The sequence below is a fragment of the Erythrobacter sp. SG61-1L genome, assembly GCF_001305965.1.
Lineage (GTDB): Bacteria > Pseudomonadota > Alphaproteobacteria > Sphingomonadales > Sphingomonadaceae > Andeanibacterium.
The window spans coordinates 2,953,938-2,974,728 of record NZ_JXQC01000003.1 but is presented as its reverse complement, the minus strand read 5'-3'; the positions used below and the strand labels follow the sequence as shown (position 1 = coordinate 2,974,728).

Sequence of the window (20,791 nt, the reverse complement as noted above, 5' to 3'; positions counted from 1 at the left end):
TACAGCAATCGCCTATTTCTTCAGCGGTGCCAGCCCGGCAATCCGCGCATCGGCCATGCTGGCCTGACTGAACATCGCCTGGACTGAGCCTTCGCCCGAGCCGGGCGCCTGCGGATCGCGAATAGTGGTGCGGCGCATATCCCGGCGATGCAGGGCTTCATCGAAATCGCCTGCGCGGTGATAGCTGCACAGATTGTCCCAGATCACCATGTCGCCGGGGCGATATTCGACCGGGAAAATATAATCCTGCTTCGTGGTCCAGGCATTGAGCTCGTCAATCAGGGCGCGGCCTTCATCGCGGTTCATGCCGACGATGTCGCGCGCATGCGCCCCCAGGAAGAGCGCCTTGCGGCCCGAACCTGCATGCACATGCACCACCGGATGGGTGGAATGGGGGAAGCGGTCGACATCCTCTTCCGTATAGGGATAGCCCGCCTTGCGGCGCGACCAGAAGTAGCAATGGCGTGCTTCCAGCCCTTCCAGACGGTCCTTCATTTCCTGCGGCAGATCGTCATAGGCGCTGCGCGTATCGGCAAACCAGGTCGGCCCGCCATTGGGTGCTTCATGGCACAGCAGCAGCGACTGGGCGGCGCGTTCCTGTACGAAGGAACTGTCCGCATGCCACAGACGATTTCCGCGATTGGTCAGGCGACGATGTTCGTCATCGATGATGTTGCCTTCCGCATCCAGATTGGAGGCGTCGAACAGTTCCGGAAAGGCAAAACGCGGTTTGCCGCGAGTGGCGGGCGCAAGGATCACCTCGCCAAAAATCCGCGAGAAGGCGACGTGGCTGGCATCGTCCAGCCCCGTGTCGCGCCACACGGTGATGCCCCATTTGTTCTGGATGTCGATGATTTCGCGCTGCGTTTCCTCGTCCAGCGGACGGGAAATATCCACGCCCGACACTTCGGCGCCAAAGCGTTCCAGGATCGGTTTGACCGTGAGCGACATGCCTCTAACCCTTAGCCTGCTAATTATATGCTCAGGCCATTAGGCAATTCGCATTGGGCAGGCAAGGCCCACCGGAAAAAATCTGGAAATGGGGCCGGGGCGGAAGAAAGGGTAGTGCAGCCCGGCCGATGCTCTGGAAAGCCGGGCCGCACCGGGGGGAGAGTCCGTTTCAGCTCGCGGCGAGAACGCGTTCCCTGGTCTTTTCGGCCGGAGAGAAGGGCGTGTCGCCAGCAGCTGTGAACATCTTGGTGAAGTGATCGATCGCCGCGGCAGGGGCCAGCGGATCGCGCACCGTCGTGCGGCGCATATCGCGGCGATATTGGGTATCGTCATATTCGCCGCCGCGATGCAGCGTGCACAGATTATCCCAGATCGTCATGTCGCCGGGCTTGTAGTGCACCGCGAAGACATATTGCGGCTGGGTGCACCATTCGACCAGTTCGTCGATCAGCTTGCGCCCTTCCTCGCGGTCCATGCCCAGAATGTCACGGGTGTGGGCACCCACGAACAGCGCCTTGCGGCCGGAACCGGCATGGACATGCACCACCGGATGGGTGGCCTGCGGCTTCGCGTCGATTTCTTCTTCCGTATAGGGATAGCCGGCCCGGCGGCGGGACCAGAAATAGGAATGCGTGGCTTCCAGCCCCTCAAGGCGGTCCTTCATCGCCTGCGGCAGATCGTCATAGGCGCTGCGCGTATCGGCAAACCAGGTCGGCCCGCCATGCGGGGGCGCTTCGTGGCATAGCAGCAGGGCCTGTGCGGAGCGGACATCCATGAAAGAGGAGTCCGAATGCCACAGCCGATTGCCCTTGGCGCCCAGCCTTATGCTCTCGTTGCTGACGATGTTGCCCTCAATATCGAGATTGGAGGCGTCGAACAGCTCCGGCTCGCTCATCCGGCAGGGCTTGCCGGAATGGCGCGGAGCCAGTTCGACATGGCCGAAAATGCGGGAAAAGGCGACATGGCTGGCATCGGTTAGGCCAGTATTGCGCCACACGGTGACGCCCCATTTGTTCTGGATGTCGACGATTTCGCGCTGGGTCGCCCGGTCGAGCGGCTTGGTAATGTCGACGCCGGAAACTTCTGCTCCGAAACGTTCGGAGATCGGTTCAACCTTGATAGCCATGACGTATCTCTCTCCCCATTTCTCTTGGGGTTTGGATAGCGAGCTAATGATGTTGCCGAATTGATCGGGGACAAATTGAGCGCAGAATTTTTCCGCCTACCAGTCGATCGCGCCCCGCCCATGGGCAGTGAGGAAGGCATTGGCCTTGCTAAACGGCTTCGACCCGAAAAATCCGGAATGCGCCGAAAGAGGGCTGGGATGGGGAGCGGTGAGGATCAGATGGCGAGTATTGTTCGCCAGTTCCGGCACACGCATCGCCTTCTTCTTGGCATGGCTGCCCCACAGGATGAACACGCAAGGCTCCTCGCGCCGGGCGACGGCAGCCACCGCTGCATCCGTGATGGCTTCCCAGCCGCGTCCCTGATGCGACCCGGCCTGCCCGGCCTCCACGGTAAGCGCATTGTTCAGCAGCAGCACGCCCTGCCGCGCCCAGTTCTCCAAATTGCCATGCGGCGGGGCCGCCACACCCAGATCGCTGGCCAGTTCCTTGTAGATGTTCACCAGCGAAGGGGGCACCCGCACCCCTTCGGGCACGGAAAAGGCCAGTCCGTGGGCCTGGCCGGGCCCATGATAGGGATCCTGCCCCAGGATCACGACCTTCACCTGATCCAGCGGGGTCAGTTCCAACGCGCGCAACCGGGCACCTCGCGGGGGGAAGACCTGCTTGCCAGCGGCTTCCTCCGCCTTCAGCCATCCGCCCAGCCTCCGTGCCTCCGGCGTCTGCAGCACGCTGCCAAGTTCCGGTTGCCACGACGGGGGAAGCGCATTTTCGGCCATGCGCCCCTGCTATCCTGTCGCGTCACTCCCTTCCAGCATCCCTTTCACCCTTTCCCCAATGGCCTCGGCGCGGTGCCGGTTCATTTTCCGCACGGACAGGTGTTTCCACCGGTGCCGAAAATGCTCTAGGGAAAGCCATGGCTGTCTATTTTCATGAAGAAGACCTGCCCGAAGGCGTGCTCGCGCCCGGCCCGGTCGCCGTCGATACCGAAACCATGGGGCTGATCACCCCGCGCGACCGGTTGTGCGTGGTCCAGATCAGCGACGGCAAGGGTGACGAACACCTTGTCCGCTTTGCCAAGGGCAGCGCCTATGATGCGCCGAACCTGAAGGCGGTGCTGGCCGATCCTGCGCGCGTGAAGATCTATCACTTCGCCCGCTTCGATCTGGCGGCAATCGAATATTATCTGGGCGTCACGGCGGCGCCGGTGTTCTGCACCAAGATCGCCAGCAAGATGACGCGCACTTATACGGACCGGCACGGCCTCAAATATCTCGTCTCTGAACTGCTGAGCACGGATATTTCCAAGCAGCAGCAGAGTTCCGACTGGGGTGCCCCCACGCTGACCGAACCGCAGCGGGAATATGCCGCATCCGACGTGCGCTTCCTCCACCGCCTGCGCGATATTCTGGCCGAGCGGTTGGAGCGCGAAGGGCGGACCGAACTCGCCCAGGCCTGCTTCGATTTCCTCCCCGCCCGCGCGCGGCTCGACATTGCGGGCTGGGCGGACAAGGATATTTTCAGCCACGAATAGGCTGAATGAAAGCCCCGCCCATGACCGGCCGCGATCATGACTGAACAAGCCGACATCCTGCGCAAGGACAGGCGCCGCTTTGCCTGGCCCGGCGGTTCGCATGACCGGCTGGTGGCAGTGCTCGCTCGGTTCCTTCCCGCGCTGATCGGCGTGGTGGTGGCGCTGATGATCTTCACTCCGCTCGCCCCGCGCGGCGAAGTGAGCTTCATCCTCGACCGCAACAAGGTGGCCATCGCGGAAGACCGGCTGCGGGTCCAGAACGCCATGTATCGCGGCGAGGACGAGAAGGGCCGCCCCTTCTCGCTCACCGCCGGCGAGGCCGTGCAACAGAGCGCCCGCGTGCCCGTGGTGCGCATGCGCGACCTGCAGGCACGCATCCTGCTGTCGGAAGGCCCCGCCCTGCTGAGCGCAGAAGCGGGCGAATATGATTTCGAGACGCAGAAGGTGGCGATCAATGGCCTTGTGCAATTCTCCGCCGCCGACGGCTATCGCGCCTCCGCACGCGACGTCGCGATCGACCTTGAGAAAAAGACGCTGGTAGGCGAAGGCAGGGTTGAAGGCGCGATTCCCGCCGGAACTTTCAGCGCCAACCGGATCGTGGCAAATCTCGATGAGCGCACGATCATGCTGGACGGCAATGCCCGGCTCCATATGGAACCCGGCAAGCTCAGGATGCCATAATGGACCGCAATTTTTCCCTGCCTGCCCTGCTTCGAAGCGGCTCTGTCCGTTCCGCGCTTGCCGGTTTCGCCGTTACCGCCGCAGCAGTGGCGGGCCTGCAGCAACCTGCCGCACAGGCACTCGGATCGCATAACACCGACGCCCCGGTGAACTTCAGCGCCGACCGGATCGAATTGCAGGACAAGCAGAACCGCGTGGTGCTGTCGGGCAACGTGGTCATCACGCAGAGCGACCTCAAATTGACCGCGGGGCGCACCACGGTGGCCTATACGGATAGCGGTTCGCTGGAAATCCAGCGGCTGGACGCAACCGGCGGCGTAGTGGTGACGCGCGGTAATGAATCCGCGCGCGGTGCGGCGGCGGTCTATGATTTCAATCGCCGGGTGATCGTGATGTCGGGCGGCGTGCAGCTTCGCCGCGGCAGCGATTCGCTTTCCGGCGGGCGACTGGTGATCGATTTGCGCACCGGCCTTTCCAGCGTGGACGGCAAGGCAGGCGGCACGGCTGCAACGCCTTCCTCATCCGGCCGCGTTACCGGCAGCTTCACCGTTCCCAAGAATTGATCCGCCCGGCCCCGGCTTGCGGGCGGGGCGAAGGCAGATACGTCAATTCACCCTGGTGATTGCGATGTCGTCGATCACGGCTTCGCCTTCGCCGGGCCGGAGCCACACGCCAAGAACGGCGCGGTCGCATGTTTCAGCTTTCAGCAACTGGCCAGCCCCGGTCAGCTCTCCATCGACCTGCGCGGGCCGGCGGGCGCGCCCGTCGCAATCGAGCGAAGCGACAAGGCTGCCCGGCTCCGCCTTGGCATTTGCCTTCACCCGCCATGCACCTGGCGGCAGGTCGATTGCCTGCGACAGAATCAGCCGGGTGACAGAGGCCGAGTTGCGAGCCTTCACGGCGTAATCGCCCTTCGCCTGTTCAGTCACTTCCACGGCAAGATCGCCGGAGGTGAACCGGCTCCAGCCAAACGGCCCGCCATCCTGCTTGCGCGCAAGCTGCCCGAAGCCGCCATCGGCCAGAATGCCGTCACCAGCGCCAGGGCCGGAGCCAGGACAACTGGCGCGCCTGAGCTGCTCTGCCTCGCGGCGCATTCCATTGCCGATCAGCATGGCGGAGAAATCACCGATCATGCCGCATTCCAGCGGCGTGCCCAACGCCGCCACGGCCAGTGCCACCTGCGTACGGTGCTGCAACATTGCTGGATCGGGATCGTTTCTGGGGCGGAAATAGGCCGCACTCCAGCCGGGCTTCTGCGCCAGCCTTGCCGCAAGCGCGGCACGGCCCTGCGGGCTTGCCTCCAGCGGCGTCAGCAGGTCATCGGCAGCAGGCAGTACGGGGTCTGCGCGCAACAGCGCATCCGCACGCAGTGCCGCCCGTTCAACATCGTCCGCACGCATCGCCGCATCGAACCAGTAAAGCTGGGTCAACCGGTCACGCCAGCCACGCTCGGCGGAAACGCGAAACGCAGCCTCTGACCCCTGCGTGTCGCCGGTCATGACGCGTGCGGTGCCGAGCAACGAATTGCCCAGCGCCTCGGCTGGATCACGGCGTACCGCATCTTCCGCATGGGCAAGCGCGCCCGGCAAATCGCCCCGCACCAGTGCCATGGCCCCGGCACTGCGATCGGCCTGCGCGCGCAGCGGACCAGGCACGAGCCGTTCCAGTCCGGGCGAATCGGCGCTGGCGCGATCCAGACCGCTGCCCCATGCGGCGATGAGGCAGCCGAGCGGGAGGGCCGAGAGAAGCAGGCGCACGGCTGGTCCGGAAGCGCCCATGCAACTCAGCTCTTGGACTCATCATCCGCTTCGTAGCGGTAATAGGAATAGCCGTAATATTCGGAATAGCGGTTGCCGGACTTGTTCGGATCGAACTTCGTCAGCACTGCACCCAAGAGCACGGCATTCACGGCCCGCAGGCGTTTGAGCGCAGTCTTGAGAGCCCCGCGACGGCCCCGTTCCGCCTCGATGACAAACACCACACCATCAGCCAACGCCGACAGGGCAGGGGCGTCCGCGAGGCCGAGCACTGGCGGACTATCGCAAATCACCACATCGAACCGGCCGAGGAACTCATCGAGCAGGGCAGGCATGCGCGGCGACGTGAGGAGTTCGGTCGGGCTGGGAGGAATCGGGCCGGAGGGCAAGGCGTAGAAATTGGGGATCGTGGTCGCCACCAGCGCGCTATCTGCCGGATCCTGTGAAACGAGCAGGCTGGAAAGGCCCTTGCGATTGTCATGCCCGATACGTCCATGGACCGAGGGGCGGCGCATATCCGCATCGATCAGCAGCACAGTGCGGCCCATGCGCGCAAAACCGGTGGCGATGGCGAAGGCGGTGGTGCTCTTGCCTTCGGTCGGCTGCGCGCTGGTAACCAGCATCAGGCGAGGCAGGCCCTGACGGGTGGAATAAAGCAAGGCACCGCGCAGCGAGCCATAGGCTTCCGCCACGGCCGATTTCGGATCGGCCATGGCTTCGGCTGGCGAGATGTCGCCTGTATTGGGGATGATCCCCAGCAAGGGCAGCTGGACCTTTTCTTCCACGTCTTCGGGGATGCGGATCGCATCGTCCAGCTGATCGCGCATGAACACGACCGCTGCGGCAACCACCACGCCCAGCACCAGCGCAATGGCAAGGTTCTTGGGCAGGCTGGGCGAGGAAGGCGCCAGCGGCGCATCGGCCCGGTCGATAATCGCCAGATTGCTGGTTGCGATCCCGGCGGCAGCATTGAGTTCGCGGAAGCGCTGCAACAGGCCGTCATAGAGCGAGCGGTTCGTATCCGCTTCGCGTGCAAGTGTGTTGTAACGCACCGCGCGGTCCTGTTCGGCCAGCGTGGCGCCCTGCAACTGTTCGACCTGCGAAGTCAGGCGCTGTTCCGCCGCAAGTGCGGCCGTATATTGCGCCCGGATCGAATCCCGCACATTCGCGGCAACCTGATTGAGCTGCTGGTTTACGGTCGCAAGCTGCGCCTTGCCCTGCAGCACCGAAGGGTGATCGTCGAGATAGCGTTCGCGGTTCTTCTTCAGTTCTGCGTCCAGTTCGGCCCGGCGGGTCATCAGATCCTGCACCGTCGGGTTGGAAAGCACGGCAGCCGAAGCGAAGAGCGGCGTCGATTGTTCTGCCCGCCAGCGCCCTTCCGCGGCGATCCGATCAGCCTTGGCATGATTGGCGGCCTCGTTGATCTGCATGAGGCTGGAAGTCGTAACGCTGCTGGAAACCGCGTCGGCATTCTCGCCGTTCGGCGTCATTTCGCGCATGCGGATCAGGCCGGCGTTACGGGCGTAAGCATTGACCTCACGCTCGGAAGTTTCCAGCCGCACACGCGCTTCTTCGAGCTGTTCGCCGATGAAGCTGCGGGCATAGGCCGAACTGTCGAAGCGCCGCTGGAGGTTCGCCTGAATGAACTCGTCCGCGAAAGTATTGGCGATCTGCGCCGACAGCGCCGGATCGGTGCTGGAGAAGCTGATCGTCACGATGCGGCTGTTGCGCGGCAGAACCGCTTCCATATTGGTTTGCAGCAGGCCGATCACTTGTTCGCGGCGGGCCGCTTCCGAAGCATCCTGCCCAGGCAGCGGAAGGCCCATGGCAGCATAGAAGCGTTCATTGCCGATCAGATCCAGGCGCCGTGCAACCCGCTGGGCCAGCGCACGGCTGCGCAGGATTTCGATCTGCGTGTTGAGGAACCGCTCGACATCGGAAGCCTTGTTCACTTCGGTTTGCGCGTCGAGTTCCTCACCCAGAACCTGCTCGCTCTGGTCGTTGATCTGAACCGTCGCCGAAGCGGTATAGCGTGGCGTGTCGAGCATGGTGAGCGCCACTGCCGCGATCACAGCGAGGCCGATCACTGCCGCGATCAGCCAGCGATTACGGCGGATCAGTGCGAGAATGTACCGGATGACCTCGCCGATGGCCCCCGGGCCATAGACGCCCATCGGCAAGCCATAGGGTTGCTGGCCGCCATAGGCCGGCTCGTGTGTCTCAGGCGCGGGCACGTTCACTTGTCGCTCCTTGCATCCATCGGACCGCTGAACCCCACGGCCATCAGAACCGCGTGAAGATGTTGAACAGAGGCGCCGCCTCCAGAATATCGCGCCACACGCCGCGCACGGCCGAGAAGCCAACCACGACGACATCGCCGGGCAGGATCTGCGGATCGGGCGCCGTGCCCGAACGCACATCTGTCAGATTGAAGCGCGCGCCCATCCGCTGGCCATTGACCATACGGAAGACCAGCACTTCATCCATCTTGGCGGTTCGCGTGGGGCTGTGCGCCAGCGCCATCGCTGTAAGCAAAGTGGCACCGGGCTGGATCTGGTAGACGCCCGGTTGCATGACATCGCCTTCCACAGAGACCGTGGCAGACAACGCCTGCTTCACTGAAACGGCAACGCGCGGATTGCGCAGATAGCCTTCGCCATAAGCACGCTCGATCTGCTGCGAAAGCTCGGTCTGGCTAAGGCCGGCCGCACGCACTTCACCGATCAGCGGAAGGTATAGATTGCCCATGCCGTCGATCGACACTTCCTCGACCGTCAGGTCCGGTTCCTGAAAGACATTGACCGACAGGATGTCACCTGAATGGAGCAGGTAGGCTCCGTTCTGTTCCGCTGTGGCAGCGTTCAGCACCTCATAGGCGGCCGCTCCAGTCGGCAGATCGGGATGCAGCTGCGGCTGGCAGGCCGCCAGCAGGGCAAATGGGGCAAGCCGCAAGAGGCTGAAAGGCTGGGCTATTCGCACTGTTTCCCCTTCAGGCACGACCGGAAGACCAATTCCCTCCCGGCCTCGACTAATCTTCCGACTTCTCATTAGGCGCCGGGACGATGGCGCATGATTCTGAAAGTCGGATTGCTTCGAACAAGCACGCGGACAGACTGCCGCAAAAACGGTTAAGAAATCAGGGCTGGTGGAAGCCCATGGTCAGATTTTGTGGCAACAGGCGCCGCCGGGGAAATCGCGGCATGCAATTGGCATCGCCGCTCCCCCTTCCTTTAGGGCGCCGCCCGAGTTCAACCCGGGCTGTCACTGCCCTTCGAACCGGCGAGCGCCAGCAGCGCACCGCCGAGGCCGGCAAGACCGAGCACGATTTCAAACGGGAAGCCGCCGCCGGAGCTGACCTTGTAGCCGCTGGGGCTGGGCTTGCAGCCATAGGGTGCGCCCTTGGGGCTGAGGACCACGCGGCCTGCCTGATCGACATTGACGTGCTTCTTCTTGAGCTTCAGCGCCTCATCGGAAACCTGGACACAGCGCCAGGTATTTTCGACGCCCGGCGAATAGGCGACCGAGCCAACACTGGCAGCGAGCATCGGAAGCGCCTGTGCCGAGCGGGTTGCCCCGGCGGCAAAGGCAGGATTGGCCGAAACCATCGCACCCAGCGCGCAGACCGCCAGACCGATGTTGAATTTCCTGATCATTTCCATTCCCTCACTGGGCACAAAACCCACCGCCCACTTTCTGGAACAGGGCAATTGTTATCCCATTAAGAAACGCCCGGCCACCCGTTTTCTCGCATGCGCAGCAATTCGTTGGTTAGCGCAGAACAGGCCTTTCGTGACGGAAATCACCATATAATCTGTTATAAATCAGTGATTTATAAGGTTACCGCAGGCTTTCTCGTCAACGCTTCGGCGCGGCGGCCCGTGCAATTTCCGCGAGGCCTTGCGAGAGAAGCAATTCAGCCGACTGGTTGTTGGCGAGCAGGGCACGGTGCAGTTCCACCAGTTTGGCGACAAGCCGGTCAAGCTTGCGCCCGCGCCAGCGACGCAACTGCACCGAAAGGTCTCGCTCATCGCGCCAGAATATCCGGCGGGCGCGTTTCTCCGCTTCCAACAGGCCGTTGACGTCGCCGCGCGGCCCCAGTTTTGCCGCCAGCGCGGCAAGTTGTGCCGCGCGGCGTTCCAACGCAAGCAGCAGGCCCACCGGGTTCATCGACGTCTCGCGCATGCGGTGCAATTCGCCCGCCAGCTTGCCCGTCTCCCCGGAAAGCACGGCGTTTACCAACGGCATGAACCCGTCTTCCTCGGTCTTCGCGCCGACTGCATCGAGTGCGTCGACACTGGCATCCTTCGGTTCGATCGGACTGGCATCGAGATAGAGGGCCAGCTTGGTCACTTCCGACTGGGCCAGCCGCACGTCCAGCCCTGCCGCACGGGCAATCCGCTCAGCAAGATCGCCCGAAAGCCGCAGGCCTGCCGCACTGGCCATCGTCCGCACGGATTGCGTCACCTGCGCCAGATCCGGGGGATAGAACATTGCCACCAGCGCATCCTCGCGCTTTTCCAGCAGCTTGGCCGTGCGCGATTTATCGGTGGCGGCAGTGGCAATCACCAGAACGGGGCATGGCTCCCCTTCCTTGGCGTCAATCGCCTTCAGCAATAGCGCGAGCGCGTCATGCACTTCATCGCCATTGGCGCGCACCACGATATGGCGGGTATCGCCGAAGAGGGAAGTCGAGCGGGCCTCGTCGCCCAGGAGGACCGGATCCTTGCGCAGATCGCCGCCCTGCATCTCCACTCGCTCACCGGCGTCGGGGAAAAGCGACACGATCCGTTCAGCAGCAGCCGACGCACCGGCCTCGTCCTGACCGCAGAAGAAGAAAACCTTGCAGGCGCCCGCCGCACGTTGGGCGACATTGGCAAAATCGCGCTGGGTTGCCTTCACGGCTCTTTGCGCAGCGTCAGCGCCAGCCGCGTAACAATGCGGTCAGCCACGTCGCGGGCGAGGTTCTCAAGCGCAGTCTGCTCTGCCGCGATGGTCGCATATTCGGAACTGACGACGTCGATGCCGGCGTCGGACCCATCGCTGGCATCCAGCAACACTTCACCCGTGGCCGTATCGACCAGCTGATAGCGCGCGCGCAGGGTGCGGCGTTCGCGCCCGATCGTATCGTCAGTCAGCAGGCCGAGGCCTTCGAGATTATCGTCGAGCCGCACGTCCAACCGATAGCGCGCCGATCCGTCCGGCTCGCCCAGCCGGTCACGCAGAGCGTTGCGCACCAACCAGCCGGCCTGACCCTCGATTGAGGGAATATCGACCGAGGCGAGCGAACGGGCGACCTCGCCGCTGCCCCCGCCCGCATACATCGGCTGCAGGCCGCAGGAAGCGAGTGCCGACGCAGCGATCAGCGCCAGAGCGAGGAGGCCGCCTGCGCGCCTCATGCGACGAGATTGACCAACCTGTCGGGCACCACGATCACCTTGCGCACTTCCGCACCATCAAGTGCACGCTGCACTTTCTCGGAAGCGAGAGCAAGCGCCTCAAGCTCTTCCTTGGGTGTGCCCTTGGCGACAGTCAGCGTGTCGCGCAGCTTGCCCTTCACCTGAACAGCCACCGTGACCTCGTCTTCAACCAGAAGAGCCGGGTCGACTTCGGGCCATTCGGCATCGGCCACCAGCCCAGTTTCACCCATCGCGGCCCAGCCTTCTTCGGCAAGGTGCGGCATCATGGGCGAAGCCAGCAGCAGCACGACGCGAATCGCATTTGAACGGCTGGCCGAAGGCGCGGCCTTTTCGGCTGCGCTGGTCAGCTCATAAATGCGGGCGACGGCCTTGTTGAAGCTCAGCGCCTCGATATCGTCGGCCACGGCGGCGATAGTCTGGTGCACCTTGCGATCGAGCGCCTTATCCTCGCCAGTAGCGGCGGCATCGAACTGGCCGAACAGGCGCCACAGGCGCTGGACGAAGCGCCAGCAGCCTTCGATCCCGGCCTCGGACCACGGCAGGTCACGCTCGGGCGGGCTGTCGGACAGCATGAACCAGCGCACGGCATCGGCGCCGTATTTCGCGACGATCTCGTCCGGATCGACGACGTTCTTCTTCGACTTGGACATCTTGATGACGCGGCCGATTTCTACCGGCTGGCCATCGTCCTTCAGCACGGCGCCATCGGCGCTGCGTTCCACTTCGCCCGGGCTGAAATAGACCGGGCGCCCATCTTCCTCACGCGAATAGGTCTCGTGCGTCACCATGCCCTGCGTGAAGAGCTGGGCAAACGGCTCGGCCACGTCCAGCTTGCCGATCGCCTTGAGCGCGCGGGTCCAGAAACGGGCATAGAGCAGATGTAGAATCGCATGCTCGATCCCGCCGATATATTGCTGCACCGGCATCCAGCGCGCGATCTCTTCGGGATCGAAGGGCCGGTCGGCCGGCTGGCTGGCGAAGCGCAGGAAATACCAAGAACTGTCGACGAAAGTGTCGAGCGTATCGGTCTCCCGCTCGGCAGCGCCGCCACAGGCCGGGCAGTCGACATGCTTCCACGTGGGGTGGCGCACCAACGGATTGCCGGGGATCGCCATGTCCACGTCTTCCGGCAGGGTGACCGGCAGTTGATCCTTCGGCACCGGCACCACGCCGCAGCTGGGGCAGTGGATGAAGGGGATCGGCGTGCCCCAGTAACGCTGGCGCGAAACGCCCCAGTCGCGCAGGCGCCACACGGTCTGGCCCTGCCCCCAGCCTTCGCCTTCCGCACGTGCGATCACCGCGGCCTTGGCATCGGCCACGCTCATCCCGTCAAGGAAGCCGGAATTGACGCACACGCCGTCGCCCGCCTCGGCCGCCCCTGCGAAGGGCTTGCTGGCGTCTTCAGCACTGGCGGCAACCACGCGGGTGATCGGCAAGCCATATTTGGTGGCAAAATCGAAGTCGCGCTGGTCATGCCCGGGCACAGCCATGATCGCGCCGGTGCCGTAATCCATCAGCACGAAATTGGCGATGTAGAGCGGCAAATCGGCCCCGGTGAAGGGGTGCTTCGCGGTAAGGCCGGTATCGAAGCCCAGCTTTTCGGCGGTTTCCAGTTCGGCTGCCGTCGTTCCACCTTCGCGACACTTCTCAATGAAGGCCTGCGCCTCGGCGCTGTCCGCCGCGACCTTCTGCGCCACGGGGTGATCCGCCGCCACGGCGACAAAACTCGCGCCGAAGATCGTATCGGGCCGGGTGGTGTAGACTTCCAGCTTCTCCCCATCGGACAGGGTGAAGGCAAATTGCAGGCCCTGGCTCTTGCCGATCCAGTTTTCCTGCATCAGCTTCACCTTCTCGGGCCAATGCTCCAGAGAGCCGAGGCCGTCGAGCAGTTCCTGCGCGAAATCGGTGATCTTGAGGAACCATTGGGAAAGCTTGCGCTTCTCCACCAATGCCCCGGAACGCCAGCCGCGCCCGTCGATCACCTGCTCATTGGCCAGCACGGTCTGGTCCACAGGGTCCCAGTTAACCGCGCTTTCCTTGCGGTAGACGAGCCCGCCCGCATAAAGATCGAGGAACAGCGCCTGTTCGTGGCCGTAGTAGGAAGGATCGCAGGTCGCGACTTCCCGGCTCCAGTCGAGCGCGAAGCCCAGACGCTGGAGTTGCGCCTTCATGTTGGCAATGTTCTGATAGGTCCAGGCGCCAGGATGCACGCCCTTTTCGATCGCGGCGTTTTCCGCCGGCATGCCGAAGGCATCCCACCCCATGGGGTGCAGCACTTCATGGCCAGTCATCGCCTTGTAGCGGGCCAGCACGTCGCCCATCGTGTAATTGCGGACATGGCCGATATGGATGCGCCCCGAAGGATAGGGGAACATCTCCAGCACATAGCTGCGCGGCTTGGTGGAACTGTCGTCGGCACGGAAGCTCTGTGCTTCGTCCCACGCGCGCTGCCAGCGCCCGTCGGCCTGCGACGGATCGAATCGTGTTTCGCTCATGATGTGCCCCTAGTGCCTCAACGGCACAGATTGAAGCGCCTCGCGCGGAATTGCACCGCGGCCGAGGCGCCCAGGCCTTCTATGCGGATCAGCCGACCGAGGAACGGCGCAGGTCGCGGGCCTTGGTAAGAATGATGTCTTCCAGCTTCTGGACAGTGGCGGCCTCGACCGGGGCTTCCACCCAGACGCCGCCCTGCAGCACCTGCCGGCTGGCGGCAACGCGCACGGCATCGGCCCGCAGATCCTGATCGAGGATCGTCACGGAAACCTTCATCCGTTCATTGGGGTTGGACGGGTTGGCATACCAATCGGTCACAACCACGCCGCCCGCGCTGTCTGCCTGCGTCAGCGGCATAAAGACCAGCGTTTCCAGCGTGGCGCGCCAGAGATAGGAATTGACGCCGATCGAAGTAACCTGCGCGGAAGAATAATCGGCCTGCGGCCGTTCGTCGCGGCCACCGCCGCAGGCAGCGAGGGCGCCAAGCGCACCCACGACCAGCAGGACCCGGCCTGCGCGCTTCATCGAAGAAATCCCGTTCCCGCTGCTGACCGTCATCACGAATGTCATTCCCGTTGCTCATCAAAGGCAGGCGCACGGCCCCTTGCAGGGCCTTCACCGCATCCGAGCCTCTATAGCCGCCACACACTGTGCGGCAAGTGCGCGCGAGGCCTCGCGGACAGGCCGCAATGCGCAGCCTGGGCGTGAATGCGCGCTTAACCGTGCCCAACCGAGACTGCTTCCGGGAAAATGCTAATTGTGGATGTGCTGCAACACTCCTGCAAAACAGGCGTCGTAGATCAAATTCGAATCTGGTCATCCGCTTGTGGAAAAACTATCGGTGTCAGGTGAGAGTTAATGGGCCGATTCCTTTAACCTGTAAGGGAAGGTTCAGGATCTCGGGCGTTTGATGCGGTCGCACACTGGGACAAGGTGTAAGGGGTAATGGCAAAGCAGCGTAAATCGGCACGGCGTAGCGGGATTCCCGCAGCGCTCGCATTTGCCGGTGCCGCACTGCTGGTGGCCATTCCCAGCGCCGGCTTCGCGCTTGGCGCCCTGGATGCCGAAAGCATCAGCCTGCCTGCTTCCGCACGGCTCGCTTCCTTTACACCCGCTTCGGTCGATCCGCGCCTGGCGGAACTGATTTCACACAAGTCCCTGCCGGGCAGCAAGCTGATGCGTTTCACGCCGGCTGGCGCGTCAGACCGCACGAACCGGGCCGTTACCGTGGCCGTGCGCGTAGATGAGAATACTGCCCGTGCGATTTCGGTGCGTCAGGCACTCGCCGCTGCTGGCGATTCGTCAGCCAGCGTGGCCGCCCCCCGCATCGCACCGACGCGCTACAATCTGGGCCGCTCGCTCGGCTATCAGAGCTTTGCCCGCCCGCCGCTGCTGTCTGACACGCTGAGCGATGCGGCGATTCCCGATCTGGCCGCTTACCAGCCCTCCGCTGGTGTTGCTGAAAAGCCGAGCCGCTTTGCCGCGCGAATCGCACTCGATCAGGAAGAGAAGACCGGCCGTGGCGCCCGCACCCGCGATTCGCTTGGCGATCAGACGGTGGATGTCGGTGGCAGCTACTCGCTCACCCGCAACCTCAACGTCACCGCAGGTGTGCGCTATTCGCAGGATCGTGACCGGCTTGAGCCGCTTACCAATGGCAAACAGGATAGCCAGGCCGTTTATGTCGGGACGCAGTTCCGCTTCTGATCGGATGCAATTGTCGCGAGTTTGAAAGAACCCCGCAGCAATGCGGGGTTTTTCTTTGCCTGCTTTCCCGGTTCACCGTAACGATGGCACCGAGGAGAGTGAGGTACGAAAATAACATCTGAAAAGGAGCATACATGGCACGCGTCGCAATCGTCACTGGCGGCACTCGCGGCATCGGCAAGGCAATCTGCCTTGCACTGAAGGAACAGGGCCGCACCGTCGTGGCAAATTATGCCGGCAACGAAGAAAAGGCCCGCGCCTTCACCGAAGAGACCGGTATCCCCGCCTACAAATGGGACGTAGGCGACCATGAAGCGACGCTGGCGGGCTGCGCCAAGGTTGAAGCCGAAGTCGGCCCGATTGAAATCGTGGTCAACAATGCCGGCATCACCCGCGACGCCACGCTTCACAAGATGAGCTTCGACGACTGGAACGAGGTGATGCGAATCAACCTCGGCGGTTGCTTCAACATGGCCAAGGCCTGCTTCCCCGGCATGCGCGAACGTGGCTGGGGCCGCATCGTCAACATCGGTTCGATCAACGGACAGGCCGGGCAATATGGTCAGGTAAACTATGCCGCGGCCAAAAGCGGGATTCACGGCTTCACCAAGGCGCTGGCGCAGGAAGGCGCCCGCGTGGGCGTGACCGTGAACGCGATTGCCCCCGGCTATATCGATACCGACATGGTTGCTGCCGTGCCGGAACCGGTGCTGGAAAAGATCGTCGCCAAGATCCCCGTTGGCCGTTTGGGCCATGCGGAAGAAATCGCGCGCGGCGTGGCTTTCCTCACTGCCGAGGAAGCCGGCTTCGTCACCGGATCGACCATGTCGCTCAATGGTGGCCAGCATATGTATTGAGGCGCACCTGCGCTTCGGAACAGGTATCGGAATGGCAGGGACGCGGATCGAGACTGACACGTTTGGCGAAATCGCCGTCCCGGCCGACCGGCTGTGGGGGGCGCAGACGCAGCGCAGCCTCGAGAATTTCCGCATCGGCGGCGAACGCATTCCGCTTCCCGTCATCCATGCGCTGGGGGTGATCAAGCAGGCGGCCGCACGGGTGAATGCCCGGCTCGGCCTGCTTGATCCCCGCCTGGCCGATGCCATTACGGTGGCCGCTGGTGAAGTCGCCTCCGGCACACTGGACGATCACTTTCCGCTGGTCGTCTGGCAAACAGGCTCTGGCACGCAGAGCAACATGAACGCCAATGAGGTGATCGCCAATCGCGCCAACCTCGCCCTTGGCGGGCAATTGGGCGCGAAAAGCCCGGTTCACCCCAACGACCACGTCAATCTGGGCCAGTCATCGAACGACACTTTCCCCAGCGCGATCCATATCGCGGCCGCAAGGGAAGTGTCTCACCGCCTGCTGCCCGCCCTGCGGCTGATGCATGTATCGCTTTCCGCCATGGCGGAAGCGTGGGACAGGATCGTCAAGATCGGCCGCACGCATACGCAGGATGCGACGCCACTCACGCTGGGGCAGGAATTTTCCGGCTATGCCCGGCAAGTGTCCACAGGGATCGAGCGGATCGAACTGACCCTGCCCGGCATCCTTGCACTGGCGCAGGGCGGCACTGCCGTGGGCACCGGCCTCAACGCGCCGGCAGGCTTCGGCGAAGCGATGGCGCAGGAAATCGCCGCCATCACCGGCCTGCCCTTCACCAGCGCGCCCAACAAGTTCGAGGCGCTGGCGAGCGAGGACGGCCTCGTCTTCGCCCATGGCGCACTTAACGCGCTGGCCACCGGGCTGTACAAGATCGCCAGCGACATCCGGCTGCTCGGCTCCGGCCCGCGTTCGGGGCTGGGCGAACTGGCCCTGCCTGCAAACGAGCCGGGATCGTCCATCATGCCGGGCAAGGTGAACCCGACCCAATGCGAGGCGATGACGCAAGTCTGCGCCCAGGTGTTCGGCAATAATGCCGCGCTCACCTTTGCGGGCAGCCAGGGGCAGTTCGAACTGAACGTCTATCGCCCGGTCATCGCCCAGAACTTCCTGCAATCGGTGCGTCTGCTGGCCGATGCGGCGGAAAGCTTCACCGAAAACCTGCTGGACGGGCTGGAACCGCGTGAAGACAATATTGCCGCCGGGGTGGAACGATCGCTGATGCTGGTCACCGCGCTGGCCCCGACCATCGGCTATGACAAGGCCGCCGCCATCGCCAAGAATGCCCATGCGCAAGGTATGACCCTGCGTGAGGCCGCGCTGGCCAGCGGGGCGGTTTCGGCAGAGGAATATGACCGGATCGTGCGACCGGAAAAGATGCTGGGGCCGGACCGCGCCTGACATCGATGGACGATCTCTATCACCCGCCGGTCAAACGCTCGGTCGAAATCGCCGGACACAAGACCTCGATCAGCCTGGAACCGCTTTTCTGGGAATTGCTGCGCAATGCCGCCGCACACGAAGGTGTGCCGATCAATGCGCTGGTCGCCCGGATCGACGCAGAGCGGATTGCTGCAAAAACGCCGCCCGGGCTGGCTGGCGCCATCCGGCTCTGGCTGGCGGCGCGCTACGGCGCTCAATAGGTCGCTGGCGGATCGCTGGCGGGAAAGCTCTCGTCGCTTGCCTCGTCTTCCCTGGTCCACGGACGGCGCGGGCCGTCGCGCATAGCTTCGGGGCCTGCGTCGCGCACTTGTGTTTGGTTGCCCGGCTCACCCTGCCCATCGGCAAAGGCCGCAGGGGCAGCACGGCGTGACTTCTGCCAGCTCTTGTAGACGAAGGCGCCCAGTGCGGCGAAGATTCCAAGCCTGACGATTCCCATATGAGTCGCTCCTTTGCTAGGTTCGTTCAACCAACGCACAGGCTCGGCCCATGGGTCCGAACAGGGCCTTAACCGTCGCCGACGCGTTCGATCTGTGCGCCGAGCAGCGCCAGCTTTTCTTCCAGTCGCTCATAACCGCGATCGAGGTGATAGAGCCGGTGCACCTTGGTCTCGCCCTCGGCCGCAAGGCCCGCGATCACCAGGCTCATGGAAGCACGCAGATCGGTTGCCATCACTTCAGCCCCGGTGAGCTTCTGCACCCCGTGGACGATAGCCGTCCGGCCCGATGTCTCGATTTGGGCGCCCATGCGGTTGAGTTCCGGCACATGCATGTAACGGTTTTCAAAGATGGTTTCCGTCAGCACACTGGTGCCTTCCGCGCGGCAGAGCAGCGCCATCAGCTGGGCCTGCATATCCGTGGCGAAACCGGGATAGGGGGCCGTGGACAGGGTAACTGCCTTCAGCGGACCATCCGCCGCGACATGGATGCCGTCCTTCACGGCCTCCACCGTCACACCTGCATCGCGCAGGGCCTGCACCGTGGCTTCCATTTCCTCGAACTTGGCGCCTTGCAATGTCACTTCACCGCCGGTGATCGCCGCCGCACAGGCATAGGAACCCGCTTCGATCCGGTCTGCCATCACCTTGTAAGTGGCGCCATGCAGGCGTGGCACGCCGTGGATGGTCAGGTCGGACGTGCCGATACCTTCGATCTCTGCCCCCATCGCCACCAGCAGGTTGCACAGGTCGACGATCTCAGGTTCGCGCGCGGCATTGTGCAGCGTGCTCTTCCCCTTGGCCAGCACGGCCGCCATCAGCGCATTTTCCGTGGCGCCGACCGACACGACCGGGAAGGAATAGCGCCCACCCGGCAGGCCGCCATCAGGCGCGCGGGCGCGGACATAGCCTGCCGCCAGCTCGATCTCGGCGCCGAAGGCCTCCAGCGCGCGCAAATGCAGGTCGATCGGGCGATTGCCGATGGCACAGCCGCCGGGCAGCGAGACGGTCGCCTCGCCCGCACGGGCCAGCATCGGGCCGAGCACCAGAATCGAGGCGCGCATCTTGCGGACCAGATCGTAAGGCGCGGTAGTGGAAGTGAGGCGCGTCGCCTCCAGGGTCATCACCCGCCCGAAATCCTCCGGCCGCGCACCCGCGATGGAGGTCGAAACGCCGAACTGGGTCATCAGGTGCTGGAAGCCGTCAATATCGGCCAGGCGCGGCAGGTTGCGCAGGGTCACCGGCTCATCGGTCAGCAGGGCGCAAGGGAGCAGGGTAAGTGCGGCATTCTTCGCGCCGGAGACGGGAATGGTGCCGGAAAGGCGGCGGCCGCCTTCGATTATGATCTTGTCCATGATGCCGTTTAACCTGAATGCAGAACGGGGCAAGCGGTGGATCGCCGATAGTTAATTTCAGCAGGTTGACGCTGCGCGCAGGGCGTTCATACATCCCATCCATGAGCAGCCGCAAACCGATCAAGAAAGCCGTCTTTCCGGTCGCCGGACTGGGCACGCGCTTCCTTCCCGCGACCAAGGCTATCCCAAAGGAGATGCTGCCGGTCATCGACCGTCCGCTGATCCAATATGCAGTGGATGAGGCGCGGGAGGCGGGGATCGAACAGATGATCTTCGTCACCGGGCGCGGCAAATCGGCCATCGTCGAACATTTCGACGTCGCCTATGAACTGGAATCGACCCTGGCGGAACGCGGCAAGGATCTCTCGATCCTGGAGCCGACGCGCGCCACTCCGGGTGACATCATCACCGTGCGCCAGCAGGTGCCGATGGGTCTGGGCCATGCCATCTGGTGCGCCCGCGCCATCGTGGGCGACGATCCCTTCGCCATCTTCCTGCCGGACGAGCTGATGATCGGCACGCCGGGCTGCATGAAGCAGATGGTGGAAGCCTATCAGGAAGTGGGCGGCAATCTGATTTCCGTGCTGGAAGTGCCCATGGAGGAAGTCTCCTCTTACGGCGTGATCGCCCCGGGCGAGGCGCATGGCGCGCTGACCGAGGTTACCGGGCTGGTCGAAAAGCCGAAGCGCGAGGATGCGCCTTCCAACAAGATCATCTCTGGCCGCTACATCCTGCAGCCGGAAGTGATGCGCACGCTGGAAAGCCAGGAAAAGGGCGCCGGCGGGGAAATCCAGCTTACCGATGCCATGGCAAAGATGATCGGCCACCAGCCCTTCCACGCCGTGACCTTCGCCGGCCGCCGCTACGACTGCGGCAGCAAGACCGGCTTCATCGAAGCCACCCTCGCCCTCGCGCTGGAGCGTGAGGATATGGGCGAGGAAGTACGCGCCATCGCAAAGCGCCTGCTGGGCTGACCGCGCCGGGCAGCGCAATTGCCCTCCGAAACATCAC

At 63.6% G+C, this 20,791-nt stretch carries 21 protein-coding genes; 8 read left to right on the top strand and 13 right to left on the bottom strand.

The features are described 5' to 3' along the window. Positions 1-12 precede the first annotated feature (12 nt). The 3 genes from SZ64_RS14595 to ung form a co-directional block, all read right to left on the bottom strand. Entirely contained in the window at positions 13-951 is a 939-nt protein-coding gene (locus SZ64_RS14595; protein WP_054531494.1) for a TauD/TfdA family dioxygenase, read from the bottom strand. Between the two features lie 169 nt (positions 952-1,120). Continuing rightward, a complete protein-coding gene (locus SZ64_RS14590) occupies positions 1,121-2,077 on the bottom strand; it encodes a TauD/TfdA family dioxygenase (protein WP_054531493.1) in 957 nt (318 codons plus the stop codon). 96 nt (positions 2,078-2,173) lie between these two features. After that, positions 2,174-2,854: a uracil-DNA glycosylase gene (gene ung / locus SZ64_RS14585; protein ID WP_054531492.1), complete on the bottom strand. Its 681-nt coding sequence runs from the start codon at positions 2,852-2,854 to the stop codon at positions 2,174-2,176. 137 nt (positions 2,855-2,991) lie between these two features. Here ung and SZ64_RS14580 point away from each other — a divergent pair, with 137 nt between their 5' ends. Genes SZ64_RS14580 through SZ64_RS14570 form a run of 3 tightly spaced genes read left to right on the top strand, consistent with a single transcriptional unit; the run spans position 2,992 to position 4,853 of the window. Next, positions 2,992-3,609 carry a ribonuclease D gene (locus SZ64_RS14580; RefSeq protein WP_054531491.1) on the top strand — a complete coding sequence of 206 codons (618 nt, stop codon included), beginning with the start codon at positions 2,992-2,994 and terminating at the stop codon, positions 3,607-3,609. A gap of 36 nt (positions 3,610-3,645) precedes the next feature. Further along, positions 3,646-4,290 carry a hypothetical protein gene (locus SZ64_RS14575; protein ID WP_054531490.1) on the top strand — a complete coding sequence of 215 codons (645 nt, stop codon included), beginning with the start codon at positions 3,646-3,648 and terminating at the stop codon, positions 4,288-4,290. Beyond that, on the top strand, positions 4,290-4,853 hold the full coding sequence (locus tag SZ64_RS14570; protein WP_054531489.1) for an LptA/OstA family protein: 564 nt from the start codon (positions 4,290-4,292) through the stop codon (positions 4,851-4,853). The genes SZ64_RS14575 and SZ64_RS14570 overlap by 1 nt, the downstream gene beginning before the upstream one ends. 42 nt (positions 4,854-4,895) lie before the next feature. On the opposite strand, the gene SZ64_RS14565 is transcribed toward SZ64_RS14570, so the two are convergent. From SZ64_RS14565 to SZ64_RS14530, 8 genes are all read right to left on the bottom strand, one after another. Then, entirely contained in the window at positions 4,896-6,068 is a 1,173-nt protein-coding gene (locus SZ64_RS14565) for a hypothetical protein (protein ID WP_054531488.1), read from the bottom strand. 5 nt (positions 6,069-6,073) lie between these two features. Then, a complete protein-coding gene (locus tag SZ64_RS14560; RefSeq protein WP_241773048.1) occupies positions 6,074-8,287 on the bottom strand; it encodes a polysaccharide biosynthesis tyrosine autokinase in 2,214 nt (737 codons plus the stop codon). Between the two features lie 43 nt (positions 8,288-8,330). Beyond that, positions 8,331-9,026, bottom strand: a complete 696-nt coding sequence (locus SZ64_RS14555; protein WP_162225121.1) for a polysaccharide biosynthesis/export family protein — start codon at positions 9,024-9,026, stop codon at positions 8,331-8,333. A 269-nt stretch (positions 9,027-9,295) separates the two neighbouring features. After that, entirely contained in the window at positions 9,296-9,700 is a 405-nt protein-coding gene (locus SZ64_RS14550) for a hypothetical protein (RefSeq protein WP_156313650.1), read from the bottom strand. A 202-nt stretch (positions 9,701-9,902) separates the two neighbouring features. After that, positions 9,903-10,946 (bottom strand): DNA polymerase III subunit delta, encoded by a 1,044-nt coding sequence (gene holA, locus SZ64_RS14545; RefSeq protein WP_054531485.1) that lies wholly within the window; start codon positions 10,944-10,946, stop codon positions 9,903-9,905. Next, on the bottom strand, positions 10,943-11,443 hold the full coding sequence (lptE, locus tag SZ64_RS14540) for an LPS assembly lipoprotein LptE (RefSeq protein ID WP_054531484.1): 501 nt from the start codon (positions 11,441-11,443) through the stop codon (positions 10,943-10,945). Before lptE ends, holA begins: the two co-directional genes overlap by 4 nt. Continuing rightward, a complete protein-coding gene (gene leuS, locus SZ64_RS14535; protein WP_054531483.1) occupies positions 11,440-13,959 on the bottom strand; it encodes a leucine--tRNA ligase in 2,520 nt (839 codons plus the stop codon). Before leuS ends, lptE begins: the two co-directional genes overlap by 4 nt. A gap of 88 nt (positions 13,960-14,047) precedes the next feature. After that, the gene (locus SZ64_RS14530; RefSeq protein ID WP_241773107.1) at positions 14,048-14,482 is read right to left on the bottom strand and encodes a DUF3576 domain-containing protein; all 435 of its coding nucleotides are present in this window, start codon (positions 14,480-14,482) and stop codon (positions 14,048-14,050) included. Positions 14,483-14,902: 420 nt separating this feature from the next. Between SZ64_RS14530 and SZ64_RS14525 the strand changes: the two genes are divergently transcribed. From SZ64_RS14525 to SZ64_RS14510, 4 genes are all read left to right on the top strand, one after another. Next, positions 14,903-15,664 (top strand): hypothetical protein, encoded by a 762-nt coding sequence (locus tag SZ64_RS14525; protein ID WP_054531482.1) that lies wholly within the window; start codon positions 14,903-14,905, stop codon positions 15,662-15,664. A gap of 134 nt (positions 15,665-15,798) precedes the next feature. Continuing rightward, entirely contained in the window at positions 15,799-16,521 is a 723-nt protein-coding gene (phbB, locus tag SZ64_RS14520) for an acetoacetyl-CoA reductase (RefSeq protein WP_054531481.1), read from the top strand. A gap of 31 nt (positions 16,522-16,552) precedes the next feature. Beyond that, a complete protein-coding gene (gene fumC / locus SZ64_RS14515) occupies positions 16,553-17,950 on the top strand; it encodes a class II fumarate hydratase (RefSeq protein ID WP_054531480.1) in 1,398 nt (465 codons plus the stop codon). Between the two features lie 5 nt (positions 17,951-17,955). Then, on the top strand, positions 17,956-18,192 hold the full coding sequence (locus tag SZ64_RS14510; protein WP_193391529.1) for a ribbon-helix-helix domain-containing protein: 237 nt from the start codon (positions 17,956-17,958) through the stop codon (positions 18,190-18,192). Here SZ64_RS14510 and SZ64_RS14505 read toward each other — a convergent pair. Beyond that, positions 18,186-18,428, bottom strand: coding sequence for a hypothetical protein (locus tag SZ64_RS14505; protein WP_054531478.1), 243 nt, complete (start codon positions 18,426-18,428; stop codon positions 18,186-18,188). The genes SZ64_RS14510 and SZ64_RS14505 overlap by 7 nt on opposite strands. 68 nt (positions 18,429-18,496) lie before the next feature. Beyond that, entirely contained in the window at positions 18,497-19,780 is a 1,284-nt protein-coding gene (gene murA, locus SZ64_RS14500) for a UDP-N-acetylglucosamine 1-carboxyvinyltransferase (RefSeq protein ID WP_054531477.1), read from the bottom strand. Positions 19,781-19,881: 101 nt separating this feature from the next. On the opposite strand from murA, the gene galU reads away from it, so the two are divergent. Next, complete coding sequence (gene galU / locus SZ64_RS14495; RefSeq protein ID WP_054531476.1) at positions 19,882-20,754, top strand: UTP--glucose-1-phosphate uridylyltransferase GalU; 873 nt, start codon at positions 19,882-19,884, stop codon at positions 20,752-20,754. Positions 20,755-20,791 lie beyond the last annotated feature (37 nt).

Excerpts from the sequence above, each read along its gene's own strand:
- SZ64_RS14595 (WP_054531494.1), bottom strand. The coding sequence starts at position 951 with ATGTCGCTCACGGTCAAACCGATCCTGGAACGCTTTGGCGCCGAAGTG.
- SZ64_RS14590 (WP_054531493.1), bottom strand. The coding sequence starts at position 2,077 with ATGGCTATCAAGGTTGAACCGATCTCCGAACGTTTCGGAGCAGAAGTT.
- ung (WP_054531492.1), bottom strand. The coding sequence starts at position 2,854 with ATGGCCGAAAATGCGCTTCCCCCGTCGTGGCAACCGGAACTTGGCAGC.
- SZ64_RS14580 (WP_054531491.1), top strand. The coding sequence starts at position 2,992 with ATGGCTGTCTATTTTCATGAAGAAGACCTGCCCGAAGGCGTGCTCGCG.
- SZ64_RS14575 (WP_054531490.1), top strand. The coding sequence starts at position 3,646 with ATGACTGAACAAGCCGACATCCTGCGCAAGGACAGGCGCCGCTTTGCC.
- SZ64_RS14570 (WP_054531489.1), top strand. The coding sequence starts at position 4,290 with ATGGACCGCAATTTTTCCCTGCCTGCCCTGCTTCGAAGCGGCTCTGTC.
- SZ64_RS14565 (WP_054531488.1), bottom strand. The coding sequence starts at position 6,068 with ATGGGCGCTTCCGGACCAGCCGTGCGCCTGCTTCTCTCGGCCCTCCCG.
- SZ64_RS14550 (WP_156313650.1), bottom strand. The coding sequence starts at position 9,700 with ATGATCAGGAAATTCAACATCGGTCTGGCGGTCTGCGCGCTGGGTGCG.
- lptE (WP_054531484.1), bottom strand. The coding sequence starts at position 11,443 with ATGAGGCGCGCAGGCGGCCTCCTCGCTCTGGCGCTGATCGCTGCGTCG.
- leuS (WP_054531483.1), bottom strand. The coding sequence starts at position 13,959 with ATGAGCGAAACACGATTCGATCCGTCGCAGGCCGACGGGCGCTGGCAG.
- SZ64_RS14530 (WP_241773107.1), bottom strand. The coding sequence starts at position 14,482 with ATGAAGCGCGCAGGCCGGGTCCTGCTGGTCGTGGGTGCGCTTGGCGCC.
- SZ64_RS14525 (WP_054531482.1), top strand. The coding sequence starts at position 14,903 with ATGGCAAAGCAGCGTAAATCGGCACGGCGTAGCGGGATTCCCGCAGCG.
- phbB (WP_054531481.1), top strand. The coding sequence starts at position 15,799 with ATGGCACGCGTCGCAATCGTCACTGGCGGCACTCGCGGCATCGGCAAG.
- fumC (WP_054531480.1), top strand. The coding sequence starts at position 16,553 with ATGGCAGGGACGCGGATCGAGACTGACACGTTTGGCGAAATCGCCGTC.
- SZ64_RS14510 (WP_193391529.1), top strand. The coding sequence starts at position 17,956 with ATGGACGATCTCTATCACCCGCCGGTCAAACGCTCGGTCGAAATCGCC.
- SZ64_RS14505 (WP_054531478.1), bottom strand. The coding sequence starts at position 18,428 with ATGGGAATCGTCAGGCTTGGAATCTTCGCCGCACTGGGCGCCTTCGTC.
- murA (WP_054531477.1), bottom strand. The coding sequence starts at position 19,780 with ATGGACAAGATCATAATCGAAGGCGGCCGCCGCCTTTCCGGCACCATT.
- galU (WP_054531476.1), top strand. The coding sequence starts at position 19,882 with ATGAGCAGCCGCAAACCGATCAAGAAAGCCGTCTTTCCGGTCGCCGGA.